This window comes from Solibacillus sp. FSL W7-1472 (assembly GCF_037969775.1).
Taxonomy (GTDB): Bacteria; Bacillota; Bacilli; order Bacillales_A; family Planococcaceae; genus Solibacillus; species Solibacillus silvestris.
Window position 1 is genome coordinate 1,213,128 of sequence record NZ_CP150208.1, and the last position, 14,724, is coordinate 1,227,851.

Annotated in this window: 18 protein-coding genes; 7 read left to right on the forward strand and 11 right to left on the reverse strand. The window is 36.9% G+C overall.

Translation table 11 applies throughout. The features are described 5' to 3' along the window. Positions 1–27: 27 nt before the first annotated feature. The 3 genes from MKY07_RS05810 (at position 28) to MKY07_RS05820 (ending at position 1,642) form a co-directional block, all read left to right on the forward strand. Entirely contained in the window at positions 28–360 is a 333-nt protein-coding gene (locus MKY07_RS05810; protein ID WP_008408043.1) for a heme oxygenase, read from the forward strand. Positions 361–480: 120 nt separating this feature from the next. Then, positions 481–1,182 carry an O-linked GlcNAc transferase gene (locus MKY07_RS05815; protein WP_339264070.1) on the forward strand — a complete coding sequence of 234 codons (702 nt, stop codon included), beginning with the start codon at positions 481–483 and terminating at the stop codon, positions 1,180–1,182. Positions 1,183–1,210: 28 nt separating this feature from the next. Further along, positions 1,211–1,642: an iron ABC transporter substrate-binding protein gene (locus MKY07_RS05820; protein ID WP_339264071.1), complete on the forward strand. Its 432-nt coding sequence runs from the start codon at positions 1,211–1,213 to the stop codon at positions 1,640–1,642. A gap of 527 nt (positions 1,643–2,169) precedes the next feature. Here the strand turns inward: MKY07_RS05820 and MKY07_RS05825 are convergent. From MKY07_RS05825 to MKY07_RS05860, 8 genes are all read right to left on the reverse strand, one after another. Continuing rightward, positions 2,170–3,060 (reverse strand): IS3 family transposase, encoded by an 891-nt coding sequence (locus MKY07_RS05825; protein WP_339263328.1) that lies wholly within the window; start codon positions 3,058–3,060, stop codon positions 2,170–2,172. Next, positions 3,057–3,359: a transposase gene (locus MKY07_RS05830; protein WP_014822792.1), complete on the reverse strand. Its 303-nt coding sequence runs from the start codon at positions 3,357–3,359 to the stop codon at positions 3,057–3,059. Before MKY07_RS05830 ends, MKY07_RS05825 begins: the two co-directional genes overlap by 4 nt. A gap of 162 nt (positions 3,360–3,521) precedes the next feature. After that, positions 3,522–3,836: a hypothetical protein gene (locus MKY07_RS05835; protein ID WP_008408046.1), complete on the reverse strand. Its 315-nt coding sequence runs from the start codon at positions 3,834–3,836 to the stop codon at positions 3,522–3,524. Positions 3,837–3,848: 12 nt separating this feature from the next. After that, a complete protein-coding gene (locus tag MKY07_RS05840; protein WP_065216994.1) occupies positions 3,849–4,478 on the reverse strand; it encodes a response regulator transcription factor in 630 nt (209 codons plus the stop codon). Further along, the gene (locus MKY07_RS05845) at positions 4,471–5,496 is read right to left on the reverse strand and encodes a sensor histidine kinase (RefSeq protein ID WP_065216993.1); all 1,026 of its coding nucleotides are present in this window, start codon (positions 5,494–5,496) and stop codon (positions 4,471–4,473) included. Before MKY07_RS05845 ends, MKY07_RS05840 begins: the two co-directional genes overlap by 8 nt. Beyond that, a complete protein-coding gene (gene liaF, locus MKY07_RS05850; protein ID WP_008408058.1) occupies positions 5,493–6,167 on the reverse strand; it encodes a cell wall-active antibiotics response protein LiaF in 675 nt (224 codons plus the stop codon). The genes MKY07_RS05845 and liaF overlap by 4 nt, the downstream gene beginning before the upstream one ends. A gap of 67 nt (positions 6,168–6,234) precedes the next feature. After that, the gene (locus MKY07_RS05855) at positions 6,235–6,861 is read right to left on the reverse strand and encodes a PspA/IM30 family protein (protein ID WP_065216992.1); all 627 of its coding nucleotides are present in this window, start codon (positions 6,859–6,861) and stop codon (positions 6,235–6,237) included. A gap of 12 nt (positions 6,862–6,873) precedes the next feature. Further along, complete coding sequence (locus MKY07_RS05860; RefSeq protein ID WP_008408060.1) at positions 6,874–7,227, reverse strand: hypothetical protein; 354 nt, start codon at positions 7,225–7,227, stop codon at positions 6,874–6,876. Positions 7,228–7,464: 237 nt separating this feature from the next. On the opposite strand from MKY07_RS05860, the gene MKY07_RS05865 reads away from it, so the two are divergent. From MKY07_RS05865 to MKY07_RS05880, 4 genes are all read left to right on the forward strand, one after another. Next, positions 7,465–7,686, forward strand: a complete 222-nt coding sequence (locus MKY07_RS05865; protein WP_008408061.1) for a YneF family protein — start codon at positions 7,465–7,467, stop codon at positions 7,684–7,686. Positions 7,687–7,831: 145 nt separating this feature from the next. Further along, entirely contained in the window at positions 7,832–8,305 is a 474-nt protein-coding gene (locus MKY07_RS05870) for an S-ribosylhomocysteine lyase (RefSeq protein WP_065216991.1), read from the forward strand. Between the two features lie 387 nt (positions 8,306–8,692). After that, complete coding sequence (locus tag MKY07_RS05875; protein ID WP_014824373.1) at positions 8,693–9,190, forward strand: GrpB family protein; 498 nt, start codon at positions 8,693–8,695, stop codon at positions 9,188–9,190. Positions 9,191–9,794: 604 nt separating this feature from the next. Continuing rightward, positions 9,795–10,079 carry a hypothetical protein gene (locus MKY07_RS05880; RefSeq protein ID WP_014824371.1) on the forward strand — a complete coding sequence of 95 codons (285 nt, stop codon included), beginning with the start codon at positions 9,795–9,797 and terminating at the stop codon, positions 10,077–10,079. A gap of 205 nt (positions 10,080–10,284) precedes the next feature. Here MKY07_RS05880 and gshAB read toward each other — a convergent pair whose 3' ends face one another. The 3 genes from gshAB to MKY07_RS05895 form a co-directional block, all read right to left on the reverse strand. Continuing rightward, positions 10,285–12,552 (reverse strand): bifunctional glutamate--cysteine ligase GshA/glutathione synthetase GshB, encoded by a 2,268-nt coding sequence (gene gshAB / locus MKY07_RS05885; protein ID WP_014824370.1) that lies wholly within the window; start codon positions 12,550–12,552, stop codon positions 10,285–10,287. 110 nt (positions 12,553–12,662) lie between these two features. After that, the gene (gene fghA / locus MKY07_RS05890) at positions 12,663–13,496 is read right to left on the reverse strand and encodes an S-formylglutathione hydrolase (protein ID WP_065216990.1); all 834 of its coding nucleotides are present in this window, start codon (positions 13,494–13,496) and stop codon (positions 12,663–12,665) included. 5 nt (positions 13,497–13,501) lie between these two features. After that, complete coding sequence (locus tag MKY07_RS05895) at positions 13,502–14,617, reverse strand: S-(hydroxymethyl)glutathione dehydrogenase/class III alcohol dehydrogenase (protein ID WP_014824368.1); 1,116 nt, start codon at positions 14,615–14,617, stop codon at positions 13,502–13,504. Between the last annotated feature and the right edge of the window lie 107 nt (positions 14,618–14,724).

Below are 14,724 nucleotides of genomic sequence, written 5' to 3' on the forward strand. Positions count from 1 at the left end.
AACGCTAAATTATAGGAGTTGGTAATCATGATTACTGTAACAAACCGTATCCAAGTAAAAAAAGGTTTTGCCGAAAAAATGGCCCCACAATTTGTACAACCAGGTCCATTACAGGAATTTGAAGGTTTCCAAAAAGTAGAAGTATTAGTTTCAACGCAATTTGAAGAATATGATGAAATGAGCGTTGTTATGTACTGGGATTCAAAAGAAAACTTTGCTGTATGGCGTGAAAGTGATGCATTCAAACAATCTCATAAACGTCCATCTGAAGGTGAAGGCGGCGGCCACCACCAAGGTGAGTCACCAATGCTAGGTTCACAAATCGTGATTGCCGAAGTAGCAGGCACAATCTCAAAATAGTTCAAAGGGGTGTCCTAATGTTTTCGTTAGGACACCTTTATTACTATACATACTTTTGAATGAAATACATATTATCGATGCATTCACAAATAGTGAATGAAAAACAGAAGGGTGTTTTAAATGTCGAACATGGAGCAGTATTTTTATGACGGGCAGTTTTTGAAATGCTATGAAGAAGCGAAACGCCAATCACACAGCGGCGAAAATGAACAGGCAACTCAATTTTTAAAAGTCTTCGAAAAATACGAGTATGAAAAATTTCCGAAACCGACCGTACAGATTTCGCAAAGTGTCGAACGTGCGAATGAAAGCTATCCTGAAAATGATGAGCTTGAGCAATTGCGGGCAATCAAGGATGAACAGCAGTTTTCAGCAAAAGTCAAACAGCTTGAAGATGATGCACGAACAGCCGATGCGGAACGGAAAGCGCAGTCGTTTTATGTACAGGGGCATCTTTTTTTAATGGCGCACCATTATGATGAAAGTGTGCACTGCTTTATGGAAGCGGTGAAGCATCATCCGAACAAGGCGTTGTATTACGGGATAGCTGGACAGACGATGAACCGTTTTAACTGGTCGCCGTTTGATGTGATGGTCTATATTGAGCGGGCGATCGAGCTAGATCCCGCAAATGCAAGATGGTACTGGAATAAGGCGCTCGTGTTAACACAGCTTTACAAAGATTTGAATGCCGAGCCGTTTTTGGAAAATGCTTTGATTGCCATTGAAAAGGCAATCGAGACATGCCGCGAAGATCAAACATCGCTGCGTTCAGGCATCGACACAACATTGGAAAATTTGAAAGAATATCTTTTCAATTAAATAAGGACCGGCAGATGGAGGAAAAAGCATGAAGTTTTTATCTTGGAAAGGTATTTCGATCTACTTAACAATCATTCTATTTTTACTCATTTTTATTCAGATTCTGGACTGGAATAAAGGGAATGTTAAAGAGGCCCAATATGCAGTAGAACTGGAAAAAGCGTATATAGATCTGGTCGATTTTCAGACGTATATTTTGAACGATGAAGTGCAGATCGATGACAACAAGAATGTGTTGACGATGTATGAAAAAAACTTTCAATATCAGCTAAGCATGTTCATTGATATTTTCGGTAATAAAAAAGTGGATGATTTAAACCTATTTGATTCCTATAAACAAATCGATGAGGCATTATCATCATTTTATGAAGCGGAAAATGCGGAACAGCAGGGACATGCACATGAACAGTTAATCGATGCGAAACATGCACTGTTTACTATATTGAATGATTTGAAATAATATGGTCTGGGGCTCACGAACGCTTTGCAAGGAAGCGGGGCGTGGGCTTTTTTTAGCTGAAGTATTCATTAATACTACGGACGCTAATAAAACGCCGAAAGTTCTAATATCCATGCTGGAAGTTCTAATAAAACCGAAAAAGTTCTAATATATGGGCGATTTTCAAATATATGATGCGGTTTTTCTAATAAGTGTATCCGATTTTCTAATAAACCGAAAAAAGTTCTAATATAACAATGCCGGGGCATTCCATAGCTCCCCCGAAACCCTATAAAAACCAGTTCTAAGGCCAAAAACACCCGATTTTCTAATAAAGCCATCAGAAGTTCTAATATATCACTCCCATCTTCTAATAAACCGAAAAAAGTTCTAATAAATCAACGAAAGGAGTACTCTATCTGGTCTTCCGTCAATATTTCGGACAAACGTTAAGAGACTTTTTTTGCTACCGCCCTTCGGTTGCTCTGCTTTTCATCCCTCCATGCCCAGACCTGGGCATGGAGGGATGAAAACCCTGTAAGAGAACTTTATGAGACATTTTGACAAACTGACTCCTGTTGATTTCTCTCAAATTGGTTTGGTGATAAATAACCGATTGTTGAATGACGTCGTCGTTCATTGTAAAAGTTTACGATATATGACTCCACGCTCTTTCGTGCTTCTTTTTTGGATTCGAAACGGTGACGATAGATCCATTCTTTTTTGATTGTGGCGTGGAAGGATTCAATACACGCATTGTCATAGGGATCTCCTTTACGACTCATGCTAATTTTAATCCCATGTTCTTTTAAAGTGCTTGTATAGCTTGTGGCACAATATTGTGCGCCTCGATCTGAATGATGAACTAATCCCTTCTCGGGTTTTCGAACTGCTAAAGCATGCTTCAAGGCTTGATCTACTAATGTTTCTTCCATATGATCTGCGATGGCCCAGCCGACGATTTTACGAGAATATAAATCCATGATTGACGCAAGATACACCCACCCCTCCAGTGTTCGGATATAAGTTATATCTGCGACCCATACTTTATTTTTCTCTTTTACTTGAAATTGACGTTTGACTAGATTCGGATAAATAAATTGATGGTGATTGGAATCCGTTGTTCGTTGAACAGTTCTCGGGATTATGGCACTTAACCCAAGGTTTCGCATCATATTCGCAATTTTCTTTTGCGAACAGACATAACCTAAACTCGCTAAGTCTTGCGCAATTCGAGGGCTACCGTATGTACCAAAACTCCTCGCATACGATCGATGAATCTGATGGGCAATTTCTGTATCACGTACTTCTTTTTCCGATAAGGGCTGTATCTGTTTTTTACGCCAATCATAATAACCGCTTTTTGAAACCATCAATACTTTACACATCATCGCAATGCCAAAGTCGTTTTTATGCTTTTCAATGAATGCATAAATCACTCGGGGTTTTTCGCGAAGATGTGCATAGCCTTTTTTAGAATTTCATTCTCTTCTTCCAAATCACGTAACTTCTTATCAAACGCTGCCTGCAACTTATCTACTTCGCTAGAAGTAAAGTATCGTGTGACATCCTGATTTTTCGATTCACGATAATCTTTAATCCATTTATGGATCGTTGAAGACCCAATTTCAAACTTAAATGCCAGATCTGAAACTTTTGCGCCATCTTCTAAAACAGACTTTAAAATGTATTCTTTTGTTTGTGCGTCTAATCGCTTACGAGTTTGTTTTTCTTTCATCGGTTCCACGTCCTTTTTTAGATATCTTAATCTTAAAGTGTCTCTTAAGACGTGTCCATTTTTTATACTAACCTCAATCCCTCCTTAAAGCCCCTGCCACCCCCAAAAAAACCGCCCCAAAAGTTATCAACTAACCTTCAGGGCAGCTTCAGCCATTCGCTACTATTTCTTCTTTTTATCCTTCACAAACGCAAACACGATTAATCCTAACTGAATCACAACGATTGCGATAAAAATGTAAAAGTTTTTCGAAGAACTTGCTAAATTTAGTTCATCTGCCAAAATTCCTGCAATCGACTGCAATTGTGCACTTAATAAAATAATGAGTGCACCAATAAATAACATGATCTTAGGATTGATACTAAAGCCCAGCAGCACGATAATGAACAACGCTGAGAAAATCAGCAATAGGGTGAACAGGGGGTCAAGTAATGTGAGTGTCCCGTCTTTTGCAAAGTTTTCGTACGTAAATGTCATGAATAATTCTCCTTACTTTACTAATCCATTTTGAAATGCATAGACGACAGCCTGTGTCCGGTCCTGCACTTCGAGTTTACTTAAAATGTTGCTGACATGGGTTTTGACCGTTTTTAATGCGATAAACAGTTCTTCCGCGATTTCCTGATTGGCAAGGCCGCGAGCCATACATAATAGGACTTCCATTTCCCGGTCTGTTAAATGGTTATGCAGGGCAGGGGCGGTACCGCGCATACGTGCCATTACCCGAGTCGTTGCTTCCGGCTCAAGAACCGTTTCTCCGTCCATCGTTTTCCGGATTGCGTCGGCAATTTGTTTGGCGTTGCTCGTTTTCAGTATATAGCTGACAGCACCTGCTTCAAGGGCAGGGTATAATTTATCGTCATCGATAAAACTTGTGACAATCATTACTTTTGCTTGCGGCCATTGTGCCAGAATTTCTGCAGTCGCTTCAGCACCCGTTTTAATCGGCATCACATTATCCATCAGCACAATATCCGGCTTCAATGCCAACACTTTTTCAATCGCTTCCTCGCCGTTTGTCGCTTCACCGATGACTTCGATATCGGGTTGTGCCGATAAATAGGCAGCAACACCGATTCGAACCATTTCGTGATCATCTACTATGACAACTTTAATCATTCATTTGTTCCTCCTTTTTGAGCGGAACTTTCACCTCGACTATTGTTCCTTCATCCGGTACAGAGACAATCTTATACGTACAGCCAATTTCGACAGCGCGTTCGGCAATATTGCGCAGCCCGTAAGAAGTCGTTTTATCTCCCTCCAAATTAAAGCCAAGGCCATTATCCTGAATGCGCAAAATCGCAAGCTGATCACGTGCGATTAATAACAGCTCGACTTCAGTTGCTTTTGCATGCCGTAAAGTATTTGATAAAGCTTCTTGGGCAATACGGAATAAATGATCTTCCTCCGCTTTCGATAATCCGATTTCTTCAATCTGGTAATCAATATTGAAATACACTTTTTCCTGTAATTCTACAATCAGATCTTCTAAACCTTCTGCCAAGCTTTTATTATGCAATGCGACAGGTCGCAAGTGAAGGAGAAGGGCGCGCATTTCGAGCTGTGCCTGCTGGACGATTTTTTCCACCTGTTTGAGCTGCTTTTGTGCAAGATCATCTTGACGCTGTTCTGTAAGCGCGGAGAGAAGCATGGATGCCGCAAACAGCTGTTGGGAAACAGAATCATGCAGTTCCCGTGCAAGACGCTGACGTTCTGCAAGGAGCCGCTCCTGGACGATGGCGTCATTTGTTTCCACTTTTTCATTGGAAAGTCGCTGTAAAGATGTCCGCTGTGTTTCAATTAATTCGTTCGTTTCGCGCAAGGCCTTTTTTAACGAACCATTTGCTTTCTTGAATTTTTGTGCAAAATCAGGCTCAGCTACTTTTTTCACAATGCGGGTCATCTGATTTTCTTTTATTTTTAAAGAAATCGATATCCATAAAGAAATAAAGAAGCTGGTCGTTGTTGCGGTAATGGCGATCACAGCGACAATCGGTATTGAATACTCACCGCTTTCCCATAAAAAACGCCAAGTCTCTTCCTGCGGCTGACCGAGCAGGAAAACAAAAATATTCAGAGCAAATGTCGCAAAAACCATCATCAAAATAAAAAATCGTATTATAAATGCAATCATCCGCGCTGCACCTCCACATCACCAATCCACGATGTCACATAAAGGACAAGGACACGTTTTGCATCCATTTCTCCATCCTCAAAATGGAGCTGTTCATTAATACACTGCTTTGGCGCATAGTGCAGGCATGCTGCTTCACCATATAAAGTGGAATAATGAAGCTGAATCGTCACTTCATAAGGTACGATAACCCGTACTTTTCCAAGAGATTGATGGATCACTATAATTGATTTCCCGTTTGGTAAAATGGTTTCGGTCGTATCGATAGTAATATCTCCGATAAAGCGTTGAATATGAATATCCTTCCAATGATAGCTTTCTGTCGGAGCACCCGTTGTTCCGATTAATATATTTTGATTGGATGTATTGGCAAGCTGACTTTTGATTTCCATCACTTGCTCTTTTTTCGTTAAGTATTGGTATAAAATAAAGACAAGCACACCAATGATTAAAAGGCGCAATGTCCAAATATTAATTATGGCAAAGAATAATAGAACGAGTCCCGTCCATAATAAGTAACGTTTCTTCTTTTTAAAGCTGAAAAAGAGAAACAGTGCACCTAAAATCAGTATAAACACGGTGCCATTATTGAAAAGAGTTAATTCGATTAATACGACAAGTGCCATACTCATCGCGATAATTGCAAGCTGATCAGACGTGATTTTCGGCATAGTGCCTCCCCCTATAACGTACAAAATGGAGAAAGCACGATGCCTTCTCCTTTAACGCATTATATCATTATTTTTGCTGTTCTATGAGCTTTTGTTCTTTTTCAAGCTGTGCCAATCGAGCTTCAAAAGTAGTTATTTCATATTTACGCTCAATATTTTGTGATAATTCATCAATATAAGTTGATAGTTCATCGAAATTACCGGCATTGTCCGATGTAAGAACTTTATCCATCTGGTGGTTGGCACGCACAACATTTTCCTTGCCCATCAGCTGAAGTTGGCGCACTTTCATGTCTTTAATTTTATGTTTCATCGTTTCGAATTTGCGTTCCAGTGCAAAGTATTCAGTATTGGCCGCATCAATGCTTGCAAGAAGGGCATGCTTTCTGGCAGTGTAAGCTGTGACTTCTTCCTGTGCAAACGCAATCAGTTCAGCCTCTTCTGTCGAAAGTGCCAATTGAAGCTGTTTTTCACGCTTCTCAAGCATTTCGATTGTTTGGGAAAGCTGCAGTTCCAGTTCTTTTTTAAGCTGTGCCTGACGTGAAAGTAATTTACCTGTTTCTTCCGTTTGTTTTTCTGCTTCACGAATATAGTGGTTAAGCATTTTAATCGGGTTTTTGTCCACCTTTTTGTCAAACATATCATGTAAATCTGCCTGAATTGAATACTTAAATTTTGTAAATAAATTTTTCATTGTCCATCGCTCCTATTTATTTAAATTTGCCCATTCACGTTCAAAGTTTGTAAATGGATCTTCTTCCTCTTTTTTGCCTGGTAAAAATTCAATCTTTTCGTTTTTACGTGCTTTATAAAGATAAAACAATACGCCGATCGCAGCTAAACCGATAAAGCCTGGAATGTTTGATAATGCACTTACTAAACCGGCTAAAGCGACAACGAGGCTCATTACTTTTCCGAAAGTTGATTTACTTTCTGTGTAATAGTGCAGACCCGCTGCTAAAAGTGCTCCTGAGATTAATAAGCCGGCTACCGGTGCGAGCAGGCAAAGTGCGATGATCGCTGTGATAAAAGCCGCTGAATATAAGAAAAACTTTTTCATTATGTGTTCCTCCTTGTAGTTGATATGTTCATGTTACCGTGGATTTAAAAATCCGATAACGACCTGTTACTGTATTTTCATCTAGGTCTCGAGGCTGAGATGGACTCAGACGGCTATTTGCATGACTTAACTTCTGTCAGGAGAAGTTAAAATATATAGAAACGTAATAACTTTTATTGTATAATGCTTGTTGGAGAGTTTTTCTCGGTACATAAGTAGTGGAGGAGGTTGGACAAAATGGCTTTATGGTTAGGTATTACACTTATCGTCGTAGCTTTAATCGGGGGCGTGGCAATTGGGTTCTACGCAGCTCGTCAATATATGATGAAGTATCTAAAAGAAAACCCGCCAATTAATGAACAAATGATTCGCGTGATGATGGCACAAATGGGACGTAAACCGTCTGAAAAACAAGTGCGTCAAATGATGGCACAAATGAACAAGTTCCAAGATAAATAATAAAAAGTTGGACTACCTTTCGCATTCTATTGAGTGATGAAGGTAGTTTTTATTTCTTCTAAAACAAAATTCAGAATATTTTGTTGAAAAGAAAAATAATCTAGTCTATCCTTATATAGATTGTAAGTATTGGAGGGACAAATAAATGGCAACAGAAAAAACGAATGTAGAGAGCTTTGATTTAGACCATACGATAGTGGTTGCACCGTATGTACGGTTAGCAGGCACAAAAGAAGGGGCAAAGGGCGATGTCGTGACAAAATATGATATCCGGTTCAAGCAGCCGAATAAAGAACATATGGAAATGCCGGCACTTCATTCACTGGAGCATTTAATGGCAGACCGTATCCGCAATCATAGTGACGCAGTTGTTGATATCTCGCCAATGGGCTGTCAAACAGGCTTTTATGTCTCCTTTATGAACTATGATGACTACGAAGGTGTGTTGTCGATTTTGGAAAAGACTGTTCAGGATGTGTTGGCGGCGACTGCTGTACCTGCCTGCAATGAAGTACAATGCGGTTGGGCGGCAAGCCATAGTTTAGAAGGTGCACAGCAGTTGGCCAAAGAATTTTTAGCAAAACGCGATGAATGGCATATCGTTTTTAATAATGAATAGGTAATGTGAAGTGCCCTCAGATAATTTTTATTAAAAGTCAAGTTTTAATTATTTATACGTGTTTTAACAACAATAGAATATAATGTTACACATTATGAATATTCAAGACGGAATCCAACAGGGTTTCGTCTTTTTATTTTATTAGCACTTAGTAAATGGTGAAATTTTGTAGTTAGATAGAGAGTTTATTTTATTGTGGTTTTATAAGAAGATTGTTCATTTTATAAATTTCGATTATCATGAATTCCTTCTTATTCGACAATCGGACCATTTAATGGAATAACACCTTAAAAGGAATTCAGATATTTATGTTAAGATTTATGAAAGATTGTAAAAAATGCACTTAAGCTAACGGGGAAGGTTATTAAAGCAGAAAGGGGAATAACGATGGAAATAGTTAATTTCTTCTATAATAAATCACTTTACGAAAAAGCAGAGGTAACTTTTTTTATACACAAAGCATTAATTGAAGAGCTACTACCTGAATCTGATGTGCAGCATGTTGGTAGTACAGCTATTCCAAATAGTATTACAAAAGGAGATTTAGATATTCAAGTAAGAGTTAAAGCCAACATTTTTCCTAAAGCCGTTAAAGAACTTGCAAAGTTATATGAATTAAATGAGGGTAGTGTGAAAACTGAAACCTTTAGAGCCTTTAAGGATGATTCGACTGTACCTCCAGTGGGTGTTCAATTAACAGTCATAAATTCGGAATTTGATTTCTTTTGGAAGTTTCGCGATGTCTTACTAATGAATGCAAATTACCGAAAGGAATATGATAATTTAAAAAGGAAATACAAGGGAATGGAAATGGAAGATTACAGAGAAGCCAAGAATAAGTTCTTCGAAAAAATGATGGCTACTCTAGAATATAAAAATATTTAAAAAGGGGTTTTATGCTTTCTTGAACTAAAAAGGGCTATCCTTTAATAAGGTTAAATAAAAATGATTTTCTGTTAAGTGAAAATAAAGTTATTCCATTAAAGGGCCAGATTGTGGAATAACTACTTTGAAGAGAATATGTTACTTAAAGCGTATAATAAGGTAAGTTGAATTAGAGAGAAATCTTTGTTCTAATACTAATTAGATTTTATGTAGGTGGAAATCTTGAAAAGAAATGAATTAAAACACTTTTTATTAGGTGGTTATACAATTGGTTTTATTGTGGGATGGTTGGTAGTTCTTATATCTGTTATTAATCCCACTTTTAATTTAAGCTTTTCCTTTAAAAGTATCTTCTGTATTCTAGTGGTTTTACCCATATTATATTGGACGTATCGTTACTCAGGGATGGTTTTCAATGATCAAACAATGAAAGTAAAGTTGATATATTCTTTTGTATTATTTTTAGGTTTTTGTTTTGGAATATTCTTTACAGAATTGCTTTTAAATTAATAATAAAACTCAAAATTCAGATTATTGTAAATCAGTTTAAGTAGACGTCAATTCCACAATTAGGTGCAGTCCTGTAAGAAGGTAGGAGAAAATTTTGTCTAAAATGAATAGAAAAGTGTTCAAATTCAATCAAGAAGATATTTTAGAAATATTAACTGAGCATATTGCTGAAGAAAATGGTTTTGATACCTGGCAGTCAAAGGCCATATTGTTAGGTTTGCCAGATAAAGATATAAGGCTAATTGCTATTATAGGTGAAGATGACGACGATGATATAAGTGACATTGATTTGCACGAAATAGACATGAATATGGATTACAATGGTTCACATTCAGAAATAGATGAGGGATTTTATTTTAATCCTAATGATAAAAAATAAATAATTGTCTTATTAAACAATCGGGCGCGTTTATGGAGTAACGAAATGATCAAACTTTATTTCAAAGCTACATTTTGATCGGTATAATGAAAAATATAAATAGAAAAGGGGCTGTCCAACTTAGACGCCCCTTTTCTATTTTTATTTTTCAATCTTCATATAAATTAACCATCATTACACTATGATTATAGCTTCTTGTAATTCATCAATATGACTGTAATAGTTCGGGGAATAAATAGTGTATGATATGCATAGTTAAACGTCGTGATTTACCTTTATATGGATAAATGTGCATATACATGGATGGGTTAAAGTTCGCTTCAATAATTCCATAAGCATTTTTATTAGCAGCAGGAATTTCGGTATTTTCAATAATCAAATCAATACCGCAAATTTTAACTCCAAGCGCAGCTACCGCATCCACTGCTACTTTTTTATAATCATCAGGAATTTGATCTGTCACATCAATCGAATCTCCTCCTGTACTAATATTCGAGTTTTCACGCAAATAGATAATTTCATCATTCTTTGGAATTGAATCCATTCGGTATCCTTGAGCTTTTAGCATAAGGTTCTCCAATTCACCTAATTGTATGGTTTCTAAAGGGGTTCTATGGTCTTTACCTCTTAATATGTCACGATTCTTTTGCATAACTAACTCTTCGATTGTATGTTTACCGTCACCTTTAATATTCGCAGGAACTCTTAATAAAACAGCCTGAACTTGATCATTTAATACAAAAAATCGATATTCTGTTCCATTCAGAAACTCTTCTACTAATATGGAAGAGTCTTCTTGGAATGCCAGTGTAATAGCCTTTTGATAATATTCGTAATTGGCACCTTCTTTGAAAATCGATATTCCTAATCCATAGTTTGTTGTTTTTGGCTTCACAACAAAAGGTTTAGTGGAAAAGAGATCATAGGCACGTAAAGCCTGTTCAATCGTATGAAACTCCTCACCTTTTGGCACACGGAATCCATGTTGTTGAAGAATTTTTTTTGTTACTGTTTTATTTTCCATAATTAAAGTGGATATATAAGTATCTTTACTTGTCATATTACCATTTTTCACATATTCAACATGATCTTTTAATTTCAGCTTCAAAAATTGATCTTGTCGATCCAAAATTTCCACTTGGATTCCTTGTTGAATTGCATCAAACATTAAAATCTGAGTAGACAATTCCATGTCAGTAAATCCTGTTAATTGATAGGGCTTATCCCATGATTTTTTGTAATTTTCTTTAGCAATCAACTTTGCCACTTGACCTTGACTATTTTTTTCACTTTCTTTATAAAGTCTTCCAGCTAAAGTCTTGCTTGGGTCCATTATCATTTCCCTCAGATGAGAAAATAGCGTTTTGTAAGTTTCCAAATTTAAAATTGCTGCTAAACTTTCCATTTCATCAATCATATTTTTAGCTTCTATTTCAAATTGTGTATGCTCTAATGGGTGCTCAAGAGCCACTATATCATTGTGAATATTCCCCATTTTTACCCATTCATCGCAATCTTTCTCTTCATCTTTCCATAGTAAATAAATTAAGAAAAGATGGAGAAATTCTGCTTGTTCATAGCTAATTCCATACGCTTCAAATGGATTTAAATCTATATTTCGCAATTCAATATAACTAATGCCGTGATTTTCTAGGTCGGAAACATGATGACCACCTCTTAAACGGACAGGTGAATAAAATTCTCTCTCTGTTGAAAGAAGTCCCTTTTCTACCATCAAGGAAAGATCTGATACATATCTCTGTATACTACTATATGAAACTTGAACATCGTCTGAATTTGTATAACCATATTTACTACTTCTAATACTTCTTACTACACCTTTCAACGAATCTTCTTTAAAAAAATTCTTTTCACTACTAGGAGAAGCTCCATAAAAGTAAGTGACTAACCATCGATAGTGTAAATAGTTTCTTGTAGCTTTTAGATAAATCTCTGTTTTAAAATGCTGATAATCTTTAATCTCTGATTGTGCGTTAAATAGGGAGTGGATTAACTCATCTCCAAATTCAAAGTTAAAATGTACACCGCAAAGCATTTGTTTACGACGACCATAAGAATTTGATAAATATTGACGATATCGAACCTTTTCTTCTCTTTTTAATTTCGCAATTACAATTTCTTCTTCTTTCTCTGGTAGCTGTGGTGGCATACTTAAAGGCCAAAGCATTTCATTCTCACCCATAGAACGATAAGCAACATCATGAATCGCTGCCAAGTAATCAAATAGTTCCTCTAGTGTTTCGGTAACAGGTGTGATTATTTCCAACTGTAATTCTGAAAAATCTCGCTGAATATACGGATGATCATCTCGCATTGAAATACTCTTAGGATGATCTGTCTTAGCTAAATTCCCTAACAAATCAACACGTTTACTTTCTTTTTCAATCCCATATCGAGCTTTTAATAAGTATGGTTTAACACGTTCATCGACTAACATTTTTTTATAATCCACTTTAACGATACCCCCATCATTTTTTAGTTAATAACTATAGAAATATAACAAGATGTAGCCATCGAAAAATATCCACATTTAATTATAATGTGGATATTTTTCAAAAAAGGTTATCTTAAATACTTCATATGAAAGGCGAAATGTTCCTCTAAGAAAGTAGTAATGAAGAAATAGCTATGATCATAGCCCTCCATTTTCTTGTAATTTACTATTTTATTATTTTCCTGAGCAATCTTTAGGAATAACGTTTCGTCTAATTGTTCTGAATAAAACTCATCTTGAGTTCCTTGCGTAATGAGAATAGGTGGCGTACCGATTTCTTTGATTAGTTCTGAAGCATCCCATGGTTTCCAAATAGCTTGATCTTCACCTAAATATGCTGAGAAGGCTTTAATTCCCCATGGGACTTGGCTTGGACTTAATATTGGTGAAAAAGCAGAAATCGCTTTGAATCTTTCTGTATTTTTTAACCCAATTACTAAAGCACCATGACCGCCCATAGAGTGTCCCATAATACTTTCTTCACCAGAAAAATGAGGAACTAAAGATATCGCTATTTGTGTTAATTCATCTACAATATATGAATACATCTTATAGTGCTTTGACCATGGTTCTTGTGTAGCATTAACATAGAAGCCGGCACCTTGACCGAGGTCATAGCCTGCATCATTTGCTATATGCTCTCCACGTGGTGAAGTATCTGGAATCATAACAGCAACTTGATATTTTTCAGCCAATCTTTGGAACCCACTTTTTTGACTAAAATTATCATCTGTACATGTTAAGCCAGATAACCACCAAATAAGAGGGATTTTTTTCTCTTCTTTATTGGATGGTAAGAATATACTAAATGTCATATCACATTGTAAGGTTTTTGAATAATGGCGGTACTTATATTGTTCTCCGCCGAAAGAGCGATGTTTTTCAATAAGTTTAAAACTCACTTTTCTCACTCTCCATATGTTAACATTGTACGGATAGACTCACCCTTATGAAGCAACTCAAATGCCTCATTGATGTCTGTAAAGTTTAAATGGTGTGTGATAAATGAATCGATATCGATTTTACCGTTCATATAATCTTCAACCATTCCTGGAAGTTGTGTTCTTCCTTTTACGCCACCAAAGGCAGAACCACGCCATACTCGACCTGTTACTAATTGGAATGGGCGAGTATGAATTTCTTTACCAGCGCCAGCTACACCGATAATAACACTTTCGCCCCAACCTTTATGACATGCTTCCAAAGCTGATTTCATTACTTCTACATTACCAATGCATTCGAAACTGTAATCTACGCCTCCATCCGTCATTTCAACAATGACTTCTTGAATTGGTTTATCAAATTTAGAAGGATTTACAAAATCAGTTGCGCCCATTTTTTTCGCTAATTCAAATTTATCCTCATTTAAGTCTACAGCAATAATTCGGCTTGCTTTTGCTTGAACCAATCCTTGAATAGCAGCTAAGCCAATGGCACCTAAACCAAAGACGGCTGTCACAGCTCCTTCTTCTACTTTTGCAGTGTTGTGTACGGCACCAATCCCTGTAGTCACGCCACAACCAAATAGTCCAACTTTATCAAGTGGCGCTTCTTTGTCAATTTTCGCCAAAGAGATTTCGGGAACGACTGTATATTCACTAAATGTACTTGTGCCCATGTAATGATAAATAGGCTCTCCATTATAAGAAAAGCGAGTTGTCCCATCAGGCATTAAACCTTTACCTTGCGTTTCTCGTACGGCACTACATAAGTTTGTTTTGCCAGAACGACAGAATTTACATTCTCCACATTCAGCCGTGTATAGTGGAATAACATGATCTCCCGGTTTTACTAAAGTCACTTCATCTCCTACAGCAACGACCACGCCAGCACCTTCATGACCTAGTACGGCAGGAAATACGCCCTCTGGATCATTACCTGATAAGGTAAAAGCATCTGTATGACAGACAGAAGTATACAGAATTTTTACTAATACCTCTTTCGCTTTTGGCTCTTCTACATCGATTTCTACAATTTGAAGTGGTTCTCCTGGATTAAATGCAACAGCAGCTCTACTTTTCAAATGAATCCCTTCTTTCTGTTTTTCTATTTCTTACATTCCTCATAATTACATACCACCACATACAATACAATACTGACTTTTTTGTCGCTATAGACATAAATTTATAT

Excerpts from the sequence above, each read along its gene's own strand:
- MKY07_RS05810 (WP_008408043.1), top strand. The coding sequence starts at position 28 with ATGATTACTGTAACAAACCGTATCCAAGTAAAAAAAGGTTTTGCCGAA.
- MKY07_RS05815 (WP_339264070.1), top strand. The coding sequence starts at position 481 with ATGTCGAACATGGAGCAGTATTTTTATGACGGGCAGTTTTTGAAATGC.
- MKY07_RS05820 (WP_339264071.1), top strand. The coding sequence starts at position 1,211 with ATGAAGTTTTTATCTTGGAAAGGTATTTCGATCTACTTAACAATCATT.
- MKY07_RS05830 (WP_014822792.1), bottom strand. The coding sequence starts at position 3,359 with ATGAAAGAAAAACAAACTCGTAAGCGATTAGACGCACAAACAAAAGAA.
- MKY07_RS05835 (WP_008408046.1), bottom strand. The coding sequence starts at position 3,836 with ATGACATTTACGTACGAAAACTTTGCAAAAGACGGGACACTCACATTA.
- MKY07_RS05840 (WP_065216994.1), bottom strand. The coding sequence starts at position 4,478 with ATGATTAAAGTTGTCATAGTAGATGATCACGAAATGGTTCGAATCGGT.
- MKY07_RS05845 (WP_065216993.1), bottom strand. The coding sequence starts at position 5,496 with ATGATTGCATTTATAATACGATTTTTTATTTTGATGATGGTTTTTGCG.
- liaF (WP_008408058.1), bottom strand. The coding sequence starts at position 6,167 with ATGCCGAAAATCACGTCTGATCAGCTTGCAATTATCGCGATGAGTATG.
- MKY07_RS05855 (WP_065216992.1), bottom strand. The coding sequence starts at position 6,861 with ATGAAAAATTTATTTACAAAATTTAAGTATTCAATTCAGGCAGATTTA.
- MKY07_RS05860 (WP_008408060.1), bottom strand. The coding sequence starts at position 7,227 with ATGAAAAAGTTTTTCTTATATTCAGCGGCTTTTATCACAGCGATCATC.
- MKY07_RS05865 (WP_008408061.1), top strand. The coding sequence starts at position 7,465 with ATGGCTTTATGGTTAGGTATTACACTTATCGTCGTAGCTTTAATCGGG.
- MKY07_RS05870 (WP_065216991.1), top strand. The coding sequence starts at position 7,832 with ATGGCAACAGAAAAAACGAATGTAGAGAGCTTTGATTTAGACCATACG.
- MKY07_RS05875 (WP_014824373.1), top strand. The coding sequence starts at position 8,693 with ATGGAAATAGTTAATTTCTTCTATAATAAATCACTTTACGAAAAAGCA.